The 14,328-nt window shown below is 40.4% G+C and carries 13 protein-coding genes and 1 pseudogene; 3 read left to right on the forward strand and 11 right to left on the reverse strand.

Annotated features, from left to right (window positions below; genetic code table 11):
• Positions 1 to 227, forward strand: a 227-nt coding sequence (locus RM049_RS17575) for a hypothetical protein (RefSeq protein ID WP_322705076.1), incomplete at its 5' end; no start/stop codon positions are given.
• Between the two features lie 35 nt (positions 228 to 262).
• On the opposite strand, the pseudogene RM049_RS17580 reads toward RM049_RS17575, so the two are convergent.
• Positions 263 to 772 (reverse strand): annotated as a pseudogene (locus RM049_RS17580) (XDD4 family exosortase-dependent surface protein); the annotation flags it as partial.
• Between RM049_RS17580 and RM049_RS17585 the strand changes: the two are divergent.
• Positions 738 to 1,043: a hypothetical protein gene (locus RM049_RS17585; RefSeq protein WP_322705077.1), complete on the forward strand. Its 306-nt coding sequence runs from the start codon at positions 738 to 740 to the stop codon at positions 1,041 to 1,043. The pseudogene RM049_RS17580 and the gene RM049_RS17585 overlap by 35 nt on opposite strands.
• A gap of 478 nt (positions 1,044 to 1,521) precedes the next feature.
• Here the strand turns inward: RM049_RS17585 and RM049_RS17590 are convergent, their stop codons facing one another.
• From RM049_RS17590 to RM049_RS17620, 7 genes are all read right to left on the reverse strand, one after another.
• On the reverse strand, positions 1,522 to 2,403 hold the full coding sequence (locus RM049_RS17590; RefSeq protein WP_322674394.1) for a 2OG-Fe(II) oxygenase: 882 nt from the start codon (positions 2,401 to 2,403) through the stop codon (positions 1,522 to 1,524).
• A 434-nt stretch (positions 2,404 to 2,837) separates the two neighbouring features.
• Positions 2,838 to 4,583: a GTPase HflX gene (gene hflX, locus RM049_RS17595; RefSeq protein ID WP_322674430.1), complete on the reverse strand. Its 1,746-nt coding sequence runs from the start codon at positions 4,581 to 4,583 to the stop codon at positions 2,838 to 2,840.
• Positions 4,584 to 5,013: 430 nt separating this feature from the next.
• A complete protein-coding gene (locus tag RM049_RS17600; protein WP_322705078.1) occupies positions 5,014 to 6,732 on the reverse strand; it encodes a tetratricopeptide repeat protein in 1,719 nt (572 codons plus the stop codon).
• The gene (locus tag RM049_RS17605) at positions 6,713 to 8,074 is read right to left on the reverse strand and encodes an ATP-binding protein (RefSeq protein WP_322705079.1); all 1,362 of its coding nucleotides are present in this window, start codon (positions 8,072 to 8,074) and stop codon (positions 6,713 to 6,715) included. The genes RM049_RS17600 and RM049_RS17605 overlap by 20 nt, the downstream gene beginning before the upstream one ends.
• Before the next feature lie 352 nt (positions 8,075 to 8,426).
• Complete coding sequence (gene cofG / locus RM049_RS17610; protein ID WP_322705080.1) at positions 8,427 to 9,407, reverse strand: 7,8-didemethyl-8-hydroxy-5-deazariboflavin synthase subunit CofG; 981 nt, start codon at positions 9,405 to 9,407, stop codon at positions 8,427 to 8,429.
• A 113-nt stretch (positions 9,408 to 9,520) separates the two neighbouring features.
• Positions 9,521 to 10,282 (reverse strand): beta-carotene ketolase CrtW, encoded by a 762-nt coding sequence (gene crtW, locus RM049_RS17615; protein WP_322705081.1) that lies wholly within the window; start codon positions 10,280 to 10,282, stop codon positions 9,521 to 9,523.
• Positions 10,283 to 10,613: 331 nt separating this feature from the next.
• Complete coding sequence (locus RM049_RS17620) at positions 10,614 to 10,805, reverse strand: chlorophyll a/b-binding protein (protein ID WP_322705082.1); 192 nt, start codon at positions 10,803 to 10,805, stop codon at positions 10,614 to 10,616.
• A 350-nt stretch (positions 10,806 to 11,155) separates the two neighbouring features.
• Here RM049_RS17620 and RM049_RS17625 point away from each other — a divergent pair, with 350 nt between their 5' ends.
• Positions 11,156 to 11,974, forward strand: a complete 819-nt coding sequence (locus RM049_RS17625; protein WP_322705083.1) for an SDR family oxidoreductase — start codon at positions 11,156 to 11,158, stop codon at positions 11,972 to 11,974.
• 28 nt (positions 11,975 to 12,002) lie between these two features.
• On the opposite strand, the gene RM049_RS17630 is transcribed toward RM049_RS17625, so the two are convergent.
• From RM049_RS17630 to RM049_RS17640, 3 genes are read right to left on the reverse strand one after another with little or no spacing between them, the layout of a single operon-like run.
• On the reverse strand, positions 12,003 to 12,446 hold the full coding sequence (locus RM049_RS17630; protein WP_322675667.1) for an SRPBCC family protein: 444 nt from the start codon (positions 12,444 to 12,446) through the stop codon (positions 12,003 to 12,005).
• A 19-nt stretch (positions 12,447 to 12,465) separates the two neighbouring features.
• A complete protein-coding gene (locus RM049_RS17635) occupies positions 12,466 to 12,654 on the reverse strand; it encodes a CPXCG motif-containing cysteine-rich protein (protein WP_012411100.1) in 189 nt (62 codons plus the stop codon).
• 11 nt (positions 12,655 to 12,665) lie between these two features.
• A complete protein-coding gene (locus RM049_RS17640) occupies positions 12,666 to 14,312 on the reverse strand; it encodes a radical SAM protein (RefSeq protein WP_322705084.1) in 1,647 nt (548 codons plus the stop codon).
• Positions 14,313 to 14,328: the final 16 nt, after the last annotated feature.

Below are 14,328 nucleotides of genomic sequence, written 5' to 3' on the forward strand. Positions count from 1 at the left end.
CTGGAGCAGGTGCTGGAGCAGGTGCAGGTGCTGGCGCAGGTGCTGGAGCAGGTGCAGGTGCTGGAGCAGGTGCGGGTGCTGGAGCAGGTGCTGGCGCAGGCGCGGGTGCAGGTGCTGGTGCTGGAGCAGGCGCGGGTGCTGGCGCAGGTGCTGGCGCAGGCGCGGGTGCAGGTGCTGGTGCTGTGGCAGGTTTTATACTAGTTTCGCTTAGTGATGTACCGTACTGAAAACGGATGTTGCCAATCTTAGTGATGTCAAAGTCGGAGGCTAGCCCTGATAGCAGGAAAGTAGCTGAACTTTGAACAAAAGTCCCCGAACTCACGGCTGGATTTGCATCATTAGCGTAACCACTGATGATGCCGTAATTGAATTGCTGTCCACCGCCACCTTGGAAAATGCCTAAGCCAGCTGTACCCAGACCGTAGTGTTGGTCAATGCCAGGAAGTCCTCCAGTATTACTCGTGTTTGGCAATTTCCATTCCTTTAGAGCTAGAAGATCAACATTCTTTGTAGTGGTAGAGCCTGCGCTTGAGGTTACTGTCGGAGCTAGAGCCGAAACCAGCGATAAGTTGTTTAGGGGAGAACCAGCATAGTCCCAGAAAACTGAGGTCAGAACATCAGAAGGATTTGAGATTCCTACAGAAGATTTGTTAGTCAGGGTCAGTGACAATAAACCATTGTCTAGGTAATTAAAAAGAACCGACGCTGCCAGAGGATCGTTAGATTTGTCGTAGGTATTGGTTCCTGTAGCTGAAAAACTTATAGAACCCAAACTCTTGGGTGCAGGTGCTGGAGCAGGTGCTGGAGCAGGTGCTGGAGCAGGTGCTGGAGCAGGTGCTGGCGCTGGCGCTGGCGCTGGTGCTGGCGCTGGTGCTGGCGCAGGAGCAGGTGCTGGCGCTGGCGCAGGTGCTGGTGCTGGAGCAGGTGCTGGTGTATTTTTGTTGCCGTTGCCGTTACCATTACCGTTACCGTTGCCAGCCTGTGCTTGGGGTAGTTGTGACCCTAAAGCTAAGGTGAATGATAATAGACCACAACTTATATAACCAATTACTTTTTTTGAATAAGCTTGAGACATGTAAATTAAACCTCTTTGTCTTAAACAAGATATGAAAAAGCTTCCTAATAATGATGTTTATACGAGCATCATGGACATCATTTTCTTATCTAAATTGACATAAAAAAAAAGATTTAGTACTGCTTTTTTTAAGCTTTATCAAAAATTTAATACACGATCAAAAAATGACTTGTTTTTAACTAATTATACTTATTAAGTATTTATACTGTGAGAAAAGTTTTATTATAATTACGTAATAATTCTAGTTTTAATTAGAGAATTAAATCTTTATTTAAAAATAATAAATAAATTACTTAATCAATATTGATAAACTATTTATAAGTCAATGAAAGATATTACTTAGAAAATCGATTAGCTATGAGTTTGTAAGAAATTAGGGAAGGCGATCGCCTTCCCTAAAGTTAAATATTCATTGTGGTAGTGTATAGTGATTATACTGAATTCGCTTATCGACGCACCCAGCCATTGATAGTAAATCGACTATCTCCAAAAGCTTGAGAGGGACAATTCACAGGCAGTACTTCGTGCATATAACGGCTGAGAAAGAATACAATGCTGTTGTTGCGAGGTTCAACTGTTTTGAACGTCTCAGCATTTACATATACGTTATTTTCAATTTTGCTGTCGTAGATCAGCAACTCTCCACCAGAAAATGATTTTGGTTCTTGATAAAAGTAATAAACGTATGTTAGCTCTCTAGTAGCAGTATCTGAACTGCCATTATCATTATGAAGTTTGTAATAGTTACCATCATTATGTGCAGTGAGTTGACTTTCAATTTGTGATACAGAAAATGATGGTAAGTTTAATTTGCTCAAGATATCAGGAATCATTGCTTGAATTCTCTTTAATATCAGTTCTGAAAATTCAGGGAATGAGTAGATAACCATTGATTGGCGATAATTAATGTCGTTGGTAGAAGTATTGCTTGGCAAAAAATCCGACTCTTTTTTAAGGATGTATTCAACTAAATTCTTGTGTTCTTCTGGTTTAAGAAAATTATCTATTTGTATATAATCAGAAGCCAAAATATAATCATTTTGCAGTTGTATTTTATCTGATTGCTGTACAAAAATTGGGGGTTCTGTAACTACGCCTATAAGATGTTCGCTAGGAAAACACAAAACCGAGCGACCTTCATTGATGGGAATTTGGAATAAATTCTGTAACTCAGATTCTTGTTTGTAAGCACGAGCCACAACTGTTGTTAAAAGGCTATGCAGTATAGGTGCATCTGATTTTAAATAAACGGTGTATTGATGTCCTCCAGTTAAAAGAACCTGTACTTTGACATCTTTTGACTCAAATTGCTGTGAAGCTAATTGCATATACCTCTCTTTCTATAATGTTGATAAATGAGATAACTCTAAAAGTCATACTGAAAGGTTAATAGAGTACTTATAGCAGATTTAAAGTTGTGAGATAGACAAGCTAAATCTGTTACCCAGATATAAAGCATGTTTTACTCCTAAATTCTAAATTCTGCTGTATAAAATTAAGTAAGAACAAGTTCAATGCTTAAATCTTTATATGTAATTGAGTTTATTTAGTGATAAATTCAATTACTGTATCAGCTACGAAACAGAAAAATACCATTAATCAATTGTTCTAGCACGTCTTTTATAATATTGTCATTCAGCAAATTCCACATAAACCGATAAAGCTTTAGTAAAGTATAAATATCTATTATTTCAATAAAAAATGCCATAGTTACTATTAACTACGGCATTTTCAATTAGAAATTAAAAATTTATTTCAGTATTTACTGGGAATCAACGGCGTATTCAATGAGCTTGGCAAGGCGTTGACGTAGGGTTTCTAATCCCAAACGCTGACTCGCAGAAATAAATACCGCGAGAGGGAATTCTTCTCTAGCTAGGGCTAGTGTCTCACTATTGGCTTGATCGATCTTATTAAAAATCACTAGCGCCGGACCAGGAGTTATTGGCATTTGTGCCAAAATTTCCCTGACTGAGCGAATATGACGCAACCAAGCAGGGTGAGATAAGTCCACCAAATGTAGTAGGGCATCGGCTTCTGTGACTTCCTCTAAAGTGGCACGGAAGGCATCCATTAACGATGCAGGCAGTTCGTGTATAAACCCTACTGTATCTGTAATCAGAATTTCCTGATGTTCATTAGTTTCGCCATAAGGAATCGCCAAACGGCGGGTAGTCGGATCGAGAGTGGCAAATAACTGGTCGGCTGTATAAACTTCTGCATTAGTGAGAGCATTCAGCAAAGTGGACTTACCAGCGTTGGTATATCCAACTAAAGCAACTGAAGGAACTTCTCGATGCTGTCTTCGTTGCCGTAACCGCGAACGATGAGCTTGCAACTGAGTTACTTCTTTTTGCAGTCGAGAAATGCGCTGCCCAATTGCACGGCGCTCAGTTTCCAGTTTGGTTTCACCAGGGCCACGAGTCCCAATACCACCACCCAATCGGGACATGGTGCGACCTCTACCAGCTAGTCGCGGTTGCATGTATTCTAACTGTGCTAGTTCTACTTGCAACTTACCGGCACGGGACTGAGCGCGTTGGGCAAAAATATCCAAAATTACTTCGGTGCGGTCAACCACCCGGATACCAATTTGCATTTCTAAGTTGCGGACTTGGGAGGGTGAGAGGTCGCGGTCAAAGACAACAAGGTTGACTCCTAGTGTTTGGGCGGTTAGGGCAATTTCTTGCACCTTACCTTCGCCAACTACGGTTTGGGGATGAACGCGCGATCGCTTTTGTTGTATTGTTTGTAATACATCTCCCCCAGCAGTATCAACTAAACGTGCCAATTCTAATAGGGTGTCTTGGAATTGTAGGGGAGTCATTTCACTAGTCATCAGCCCCACAATCAGCACGCGATCGTGGTCAGCATCTACTTCCTGGGCGATAAATTCACGCTGGAATTCCGCTTCCAGATTTTCTACCAAGTCTACTAAATCCTGGTCTGCCAGATCGTCCAAGTCCAAAGGTGGCGATATATTCCAACTTGGGGATTGGATTTGGCTTTCGCCTATCTTGGGAGCCGCAGGACTAGTAATCAGGGTGCGAGACTCTTGGGGTGTCAGATGAGCTAGATAAGCTTCTTTGACATATCCAGTCGAACCGCCTCCCCGCCGTGTAAAGCCGGTTCCGGTAATATTTAGGACAACTAGGGCATCTAAGCGTTGCAGTGCCATAGCCGTGAGTGCCGCTTCGTTGGGCGGTTCTGGCTTTAGATGGGTGGCAATACAACGAATACCACTGAGTCGTTCTGCACCGTAACGGGGCAATTCCATCGGTGGTATTTGCGTTTGGCGTGGTGTGCCTACCCCGACGCGAATCACTTGTCCGCGACGGTTGATGTAGGCGCACACAGGCTGATTGACTTCTGTGCTAATTGCTGCCAGACGCTGGGAAAACTCAGGCGTGGTGATGCGATCGCCTGGTATGCGCTGGTGATACAGCCGCTGTAGTTGCTTCAGCTGGCTGGACTTCAGACCTTGGAGATTTCCAAAAATAGTTTCTATAGGCGTTTATGACCAGTTAGATGGCCCCCCGAATCCTTATATGTCTATTTTACAACAGGGTTTAGGCTCCTATCTCTCTCCTTTGAGGGATGCGTTAGGAATTAGTTCACGGTGGGTATTTATTTGAAGCTATTTTGGCGATAGTAACTCACAAATCGAGCAATGGTAACAACACGTGCCGCCTCAGAACAAAACTTAAGAATCTATTTCACCAGTTTGTTGAAGTGCAAAATTGATAATAGTTTCACTTAGCCTAATTCCACGAGCAATCATTCTACCAATTGCTTGTTTAATATTAATAGGATATCCTTCTCGGTGTCTGTCCACACAATAAAATACCGATAGTACCCGTAACAGAAAGACCGCTTAACCTGGCAACTCGTCTACCAGCTGCTTCATGAATGTAAACTTTAATAGCAAGGTCGCTCAATCAACGTCTAAATCCAATTAGCCTCAAAAAACTTATCCAAATCCGAACTACCTTTTGTAATCCCAATTTTTGCTGAAACCAATTGATAATGTGTTTCTTCTGTATATCAAACAGAGCGTTCATAAAATCTGGATTAATTTCAATAGCCTTGCTAATACTATTATTTCCTTCTCTCCAGCGACTTAATTTAATTAATGCAACCCCCTTATAATACAAAGCTTTGTAGTCATCTGGTTTAATCTTTAGTGCTTGGTCGTAAGATGCGATCGCTTCTTCATAACGTTGTAAATTTAATAGTAGATTACCCATTTCATTCCATCCGCTTTGACAGCTTGAGTCAATTTTTTGAGCTTTGTTGTAGCTAGCTAACGCCTCCTCACAACGTCCTTGACTGTACAATAAATTGCCATGATTATGCCACACCTGATGATAATCAGGTAAAAACTTCAGTGCTTGCTCGTAGGATGCGATCGCTTCTTCATTGCGTCCTAAAGCAAATAGGGCATTACCTTTACCGTTCCAAGCTTCGTAGTCATCAGATTTAATTTTCAGTGCATGGTCATAAGATGCGATCGCTTCTTCATTGCGTCCTAAATTGCGTAGCGCAATAGCCCGGTTATACCAAGCATGAGGATGGTTGGGATTAAGGGCAATGGCTTGGTCATAACAAATTATTGCTTCTTCTGATTGGCCTAGTTTATCTAAAGCATTTCCTAGCCAGTTTAAAGTTGAGTTGTCATTTGGTTTTATTTCTATCGCTTTTTTCCAGCTAGCGAGAGCTTCCTTCCATTTACCTAAGTCCTTGAGCGCGATACCTCGGTGATACCAAGCTAAGTGATAATCTGGTTTAATTTCTATCGCTTTGTCGTAGGATGCTATTTCTTCCTCGTAGCGTTCTAAACTGCCCAGCCCAACACCTCGCCTATCCCAAGCTTGGTGTAAATCTGGTTTCAATTTCAGTGCTTGGTCGTAGGATGCGATCGCTTTTGTATAATCTTGTTCACTAGAATGCAAATTTCCCAGTTCAAACAGTAATTCTGCTTGGCTACTAATTACTTGATGATTTTCTGCAAGCAATTCCTGAATTTTTAGTATTTTTTGAGTTCTTTCTTTTGGTGTTAGCGTGAGATATTTTTCATAGTCTCCATCCTGGAGTATACGTGATGATTCCTGCTTGAGAGTTTCTGCATCTATAGGAAAGTCAAATAACCCCGAACGCCAGTCAAAGAAGTCTGGGGCGCGTTGAATAAAATATTTAATAGCAAATAGAGGTAGAAAGAAAACAAAACAAATATTAAAGCTATCTCTAAAACGTTCTCGCTGTTGATTCAGGTTAATTAAAACAGGCGGTACACTCTTCCAACTATATGAGTAAATATCTCTAGTATTCCAGCCTGTCAATCTTTTAGACTCTTCATATTCATAAAATGAATGCTCTAAACCTGTAATAAATAAAATATCTATCTGCTCTTTATTATCTAATTTATCTATAATTTCATATAAATTATTAACAGCTTGCTTTAATTGCAAAACCTCAATATTTTTATTATTAATTTCTTCTTTAACTTTGCCAATTAACTGCTCACCCTCAGCCGGAGAACAACGAGCAAATAACAAGCCAAAGCCTTCTGTAAAGTTAAGAGTACGGACTAAGGCTTGATATTCTTCATCTGGTTCCAGTGGTAAATCTTTATCCCAATCAGTCAGTTCCAGTTTCATCAAGCTGTGTCTCACTAAGGTTCAAATTATCAAAAGCATCCTGAAATTCTTTAATTCCTTTAATTAAAGGATGAATATCATACCAACATTGAATTTGTTCTTCTTTATCACGGTGGCGATATTCCAAAATACAGCGATTGAATAATAAGTTACGGTGTTGTTCATCATTTACTATTCGTTTAGAATGATAAACTTTGGCTAGTGCTTGCCATTCATCTGCATAAACTGTATTGCGGTAGGTAATTCTAGTTTCGCTAATTGACCGTTGTAAAGCTCTATTCGTAATGGGTAGATTATTAGTATATTTAATTGCTTCCTTCATTAATAATAGCAAATTGCGTACATGACCTCCACTCATTAAGCATAGTTGCTGTAAAGCTTCCGGCTGCTCAAACATATTTGAGATAGAAAGGTTAGGGTCAATCTGACTCACCCGCTTTTGCAACAATTCCTGGACTTTATTAATTCCTCGTTGATAACTTTTATTTTCAGGAGTTTGCACCATAATCATTGGTAAAACTTGAGCATCACTACCATAGATATCTCGTAAATCTGTAGCGCGGTTAGAGAACACCAATGAAATCGGTACTGTATAAATTAGATGGCAATTTAAAGCTTTGAGTTGTTCGCTACGATCTAAAAAAATATGTTCGTGATTGCTGCGTCCATCTTCTTGGGGTATGGGTACAATCCGATCTAGATTATCAGCGATGACTACTAGTTGAGAATATTCGGAAGGTAAGCGTTTTTTTGCATCTTCAACAAATTGATTCAAAGCCAAAATCAAAGTTGTGGTGTGCGGGTTAACTCTTTCGCGGATTTTGTGGCGGAGACTAGGTTCGGTTCTCAATTTGGCTGTGATTTTGGCAAAAAGAGGAATTTCCTTCTCTACCTCCAGACCTTCTAAAGATACGTCAGGTAGCAAATCTTTTAAATCATGCCAGCGGCTTTTCAACCATGACACCAAAGGTTCAGGATTAGCGTTATCTTTTAATGCTTCTAATAAACGTCGTGTACAAGCAAGGAGAATATCTGTATATTGGGCATCTTCTGGCTCGATATCTTGTTCATCAGCCGCAAAATAGACAACAAAACAACCTTGTTCATTTAAATATTTCTGAAGACGCAGCAATTCTGTTGATTTACCTGCACCACGATGACCGGCATAAAGTTGACAAGTCTTTCTGTCTGAGTACAAAATCTCTCTACCCACCTCTACCAAAATGTCGCCATCTCCTCGCACTTCCTGACAATCGACATAAACCGGATCTCCTGCGGGCAAGGGTCGAAATGGGTCAAAAGCGTTGTATATCTTTTTTAAAGTTGCGAAATCCTGAGCCATAGGTAGAATTTACTAGATTAGTGCGATAATAACGCAAGTTTACATAGGGATTGGGTAATCAGCAGCCCTAAAATTCATTAATGAAGCTCAAAGACTCGTCGGCGAGTATCAAAGACTCATTCACGAGTAAAAAAGACTCGTCGGCGAGTATCAAAGACTCATTCACGGGTAAAAAAGACTCGTCGGCGAGTATCAAAGACTCATTAACAAAAACACTAAGCTAAAAAACATCTAACTTCTATAATCGAGTTAAGTATAACTCTTGTGGGGTGGGCATCTTGCCCGCCCAGTATATGCAATTTAAATGTGGAGCAGCTTAACAGGGAAGAAAAAAATCTTTACTTCTTTGTCATTACACAAGAAAAGCCGGAGTTAAAGTTTTTCGCCACCGATTCACCAATTTTTGCAACTCCCCCGACAACCAGCCATCAAACTGGGGATATACTGGTAAACGCGCCATCAACTCCCACCCCGCAGGCTGTAAAATTTCTCTCAATGTTTGCTCCTGAACATGAGGATAATCGGGATTCACCTCATCTTTTGGCCCGATTCCGCCCAAATCTCGCGCACCAGCTTCGATACAAGCGAGTAACCATCGGTCATCTTTAACTAAATTCGGCGGAATTTGAATAGTAATATCTGGCGGTAAAATCTGACGTGCTTTAGCAATTACTTCTGGTAACTGATGAGGGTCAAAAGGTGGTGCATCAAAGGTTTGCTGATGTCCTGGACTATGAGGTTGTAAAATAACTTCTTGAATGTGGTGATAACGTTGATGCAGTTCAGATATAGCTGTTAATGTTTCCCACCAATCATCAACTGTTTCCCCAATTCCTAACAGTAACCCAGTTGTAAAAGGGATCTGCAACTCTCCCGCCCATTGCAATTGCTGTAAACGGACTTCTGGTAATTTACTCGGTGCGTGCCGATGTACACTATTTAACAATGTTGGCGTTAACTGTTCCAACATCAGCCCCATCGAAACATTTACACGCTTGAGCTTTTGCATTTCTTCAAAACTCAGTGGCCCCGCGTTTGTATGAGGTAAAAACCCCATTGAAAGCGCTAATTCACACAAATCATAAATCCGCTCAAACCACGCCTGACGCTTTGGCGAATGGGGATGCACTTCACCACTGAGTATAAGAATTTCACAGACTTTTTCGTTTTGAAGTGGTTTTAAAATACTGTCTGCATCTGAAATACTCATCCACGGGCTTTTACCCGGTTCGCTGCGAAAGTTGCAGTAACTACAGCGATTAAAGCACTCGTAAGTGGGAACGATTGTATAAGCAGGGCTATAAGTGACAAGACGAGAATTATTAATTGGCATAAGCAGAACAAATTTGCTCTTAGTAGGCAGCCCCAGACTTATTTTAATAGCTGGAGACACTGACTACAAACCTTTAGTTATTCACGTCCACTTATTTACTAGATGAATAAGAACTATTTTGCTTTGTAAATTTCTGGTAACTGCCACCAAGAAACATGAGGATACTCGTGATGTTCTTCGTGATAGCCGAAATGATAGCATGTGAGAAATGACCACCAAATTGGACGGCTAATCGTTTGGGCACAATGAGGCTGAATATACCCTACGATTGGTTCGCTATGTGGAAGGAAAGTACCAAAATAAAATAATTGGAATGAACTTAAAAGCGAAGGAAGTACCCAAAAAGTTATTAGATTAGCATGGGGTATATGAAGGATGCGATTAGCAAACTGATATATAAGAGTTAAAGCAATAACTTGTCCCCAACTCCAGTAACCTTTCATAAAATGGAAATACCAAGCAAAGAAGTTTTTGTGTATACCATTATGAAAATCTGGGTCGATTTGAGTTGCTGGATTTTGGTGGTGTAACCAATGCTTTTTTAATAATTTTTTATATGGTAAAAGACCATAAAGAGATAGAGTTAATGTCCCAATAAAATGATTAATCTTATTGTTTTGGGAAAACACTACCCCATGCATGGCATCATGAGATGTAATAAATAATCCCGTATATAAAAATGTTTGCCATAGTATAACGGGCAATAGCATCCAAAATTTTAACTTGGAGATATCAAGGGAAAGCAATAAACTCAGGCTAATGATCCATGCGCTAACAATGACAATAGCAATCAAAAGTCCTTTAAAGTGAGATTTACTTTTCACTACTAAAGTTAATTTTGTTTGATGACTGGGTGGTTGTTCTAACTCGATCACACTTTTACTCCGCCTAACATTCAGATGAAAATTCCAAAAAGAAAATATAGTAATTACATAAACTACTAACTACTAGCCGGAAAACTGTATTAGTGGTAAATGTTTTACACTGGACAATGCCAACAAACAAAAATATGTATAAATATTGAGATACTTTAACTATTATTACACAAGCCGATACTATTCTAAAAACCGTTTTCAGTTAAAAGGTTGGGTGATATGGATAAAGACACTGGTAAGATTAGTATTTCTTATAACCAGTGCCTTGTATTTGATACTTTCGGATAGAATCTAAGCCTGCAACAAAGACGCTCAATAATTAACGGGGAGTTTAAGAAATCAGGTGAAGTACGTCCCGCACGACGCTATAACCATTTAGATCCCAAAGTAGGTAAGCTAGAAAACCGATCATAGCCAAGCGACCGTTCCAAAGTTCAGACTGAGGAGTTAGCCCAAGTTCACCAGCATTGCGGTCTTTGCCATTGTATGCAGTTTCAGTTTGATCGCTAGGATAATTTGCCATTGTGAAGTTTCCTTAAGAAGCTAATTACATTGTTCATATTACTTAAATTACCCATGTGAAGCTATCTGTCTCTAGTCCTAAAGTAGAAACAACTCTAAAGAATGAGATTTTGAAGATGTTTAGGAAATACTTATCTAGCAAAAGTTCAATAATAGTTTTTATTACCCTTTAGAGTAGAGGTATTTTTACCAAACAACTGCGAATGAAAACTTATAATCTCGCTAAATAACTATTTTGGATATCATAAAAAATCTAACGAAAGTTAGAAGGTTTCTGGAATGTTATTGCTCAAAATAATAATAAAGAAAGAGCAAATAATATTTTTAAATTTACTACTTATATATAATAGTATGGCTCCTACGGTATTGATTACAGGTGCTTCTGAAGGTATTGGTAAAGCAACAGCTCTTTTATTTTCTCAGCAAGGATATGACCTTGTAATTACAGCTCGTCATGCTGACCGTTTGGAAGCTGTAGCGCAGGAGTTACAAAGCCTTGGTCGTGCAGCACCATTGACTGTTACTTGTGATGTCACTGACGCATCTCAAGTACACACCTTGGTACAAAAGGCATTGGAGCATTATGGTTATATCGATGTGTTGATAAACAATGCAGGCATCTTCGCATCAGGCCCAGTAGAGCAGTTTTCTCTCAGTGATTGGCATCAAATTATAGACACTAATTTATGGGGATATATCCACACAATTAATGCCCTTCTACCTCATTTCCTCCAGCGGGGTAGTGGAACTATAGTTAATTTAAGTTCCATTGGCGGTAAGGTACCAACTGCTTACTTAGTGCCCTACTGCACTAGTAAGTTTGGGGTGACAGGGTTGACGGAAGCGTTACAAGCAGAACTACAGCCAAAGGGGATTCATGTTTGTGGGATTTATCCGAATTTGATTAAGAGTACTTTAATGGAACGGGCAGTTTTTCGGGGCAAGGATAAGCAAGATGCTCAAACTCGTCGTGGACAGCTTGAGGTTGTGCTGAAAAATCCGGTAGTGGAGAAGCCTGAAGATGTGGCAAATGCTATCTGGGATGCAGTCAAGAATAAGAAATCGGAAGTGATGGTTGGTTCGGCGAATTTCTCGCAAGCTTTGTATCGCTTGTTTCCTGGTTTGATAAAGTGGGTTTCGCGGCAAGGGTTGAAAAATCAGGATAATTAATTTTTGCTGCTAGCACATTCTGCTATTGTTACTCGCATTCTCGTTTTGTTACATAGTGGCGATAGCGAAACATAGCTTCTAGTTGCACTTGCACTAACCAACCACTGACAAATTCAACTGTTCCTCCACCAGGCATAGAAAAAGAAATAGCATCAGTCAGCCTAGTTTTACCATTTTCCAGTTCAAATTCATGTCGATGTATCCAAGATTCAAAAGGCCCAGATATCTGTTCGTCGGCAAACAGACGATATTTTTCACATTCAGTATGACGTGCTAACCAAGTTAAGGGTAATGGGCCGAGAAATAAGCGAAATTCAGTGATAGCACCCACGTTCAGCCCTCCTTCACGACGAACCACTTGAACCGGCTGCCAAGGTGGATTCAAGAGTTGCAAAATATCTGGCCTTTCGTGAAATTTCCAAACTACTTCTGGTGAGGCATTAATGATTGAAGAATGTTTAAAGTGCAGCATGGAAAGAAAAACCTAAAATTCAGCTTTCAGATTCAGTATCAATTTCGATATCTAGGGTATCTTCATCAACCCGCACATACAAAATATTTGGGTTACAACAAACTTGACAATCTTCAACGTAAGATTGTTGTCCTCCAGCACTCAAATCAATAAAAGTTAAGTTTGGTTCGCCGCAATAAGCGCAGTAATACTCAGCTGTGTTTTGCATCAAGTTTTCAGCTATGAATTCAATGGCTGTAATTCTTTTGGAGATGGATTGATATAACTTTTAGCATCAGCCAAATGCTTTAGTAGTGTAGACTGTGGCAGAGGCCCTTGCAAGTGGCTCCAGGGTAATACTTGTTCTGTTGACCACTCGGTATGGACGTAGAAATCTAAGTCGGGGATTTGTCCTTTGAGTTGCTTGAAAGCACGTTTGTAACTACCCAAGGAATCGCCAAAGTCACGAGTAAGTTCTAGGAGTTGGGAGAGTCTGCGATCGCCTCTCGACAATAAAGCCTGTATAATCGACCAATTATAGCTTTCTGGGCGAAATTCTATTCCCTGCGGTTTTAGCTGTTTTTGTAAAAATTGCAACCGCTTTTCGGCTTGACGATTCACTCCAAACCATTGAAATGGCGTATGTGCTTTGGGTACAAAGGTGCTGCATCCGTATGTTAACCGCAATCCTGGCGCAGCTTTTTTGATATTACGCATCATCGCCACGGTTTGCTCTAAATCTTCTGCTTCTTCACCAGGAATTCCTGCCATTCCGTAGAGTTTCAAGCTTTTTAATCCGCCAGCTTTGGCATTTATCGCCGCTTGGATAATTTCATCGTTATGCAGCTTTTTGTTGACGATTTGCCGAATTTTTTCGGAACCACTTTCTACTGCAATGGTAAGCGATCGCGTGTCTCGTTTAGTCAAAGTTTCTGCTAACTGGACTGTTACAGTATTGGTTCGCACTGAGGCAATACTGAGACGGACATCATCGTACTTTGGCTGACTGATATAATCTAGCAACGCCTCAAATTCTGGATGTTGAGTTACTGAAGCCCCTAATAATCCTAGCCGATTTGTGACTTCTAAACCTTTGGCGATCGCTGGAATTAATGAATCTTCCAGACTGGCTGTTCTAAAAGGCAGTGTGAGATAACTCGCCAAACAAAAGCGGCACATTTCTGGACAGCTTCTCACCACTTCCACCATATAAATATTTTCCCATGCCGCTTTTTCGGTGACTACAGTAGAAGCCGATAGAGTATTTCCTCGGTAAGTTTGCTTTTGCACCACTGCGGGAATTTCAGGAGAAATTGGTTTAATAGACTTTACTTCACCATCTCTTGTGTGATATTCCACCTCATACAAACTGGGTACATAAATTCCTGGTATTTGTGCAAGTCTTTTTAGTTGAGTTTGTCTGGAGGCATTTCTGACTTCTTTGTAAGCCTCAATAAAATTTCCTAACAGAGTTTCGCCATCCCCCAGCAAAATTACATCAAAAAAATCTGCAAAAGGTTCGGGGTTAGCAGTGAGAACGGGGCCACCACCAAAAATTATCGGATGAGAATCATCACGAGAGGTTGCCCGAATAGGAATTTCTAAAGATTCCAGCAAATTTAGAATATTCACATAATCCAGTTCCCACGAAATAGAAAATCCCACAATTTCCGGCATTCTGGGGAGTTGTTCGTGAGTATCGGTAAACAGGCGACTCACCTGCACATCATCACGCATTGCCAAGGTTGCCCAAACTACCTGATAGCCAAGGCTAGTGATACCTACGCTGTACTCGTTGGGAAAGGCAAAGATTATGGGGATAGCGTTGGTGTCTGGGGTAGTAGGTGTAAATAGAAGGCGTTCAGAGTCAAATACAGATGATGTCACAGGTGTTTGTTAGAGG

Source organism: Nostoc sp. DedQUE04 (genome assembly GCF_034530995.1).
In the GTDB taxonomy this organism is placed as follows: domain Bacteria; phylum Cyanobacteriota; class Cyanobacteriia; order Cyanobacteriales; family Nostocaceae; genus Nostoc.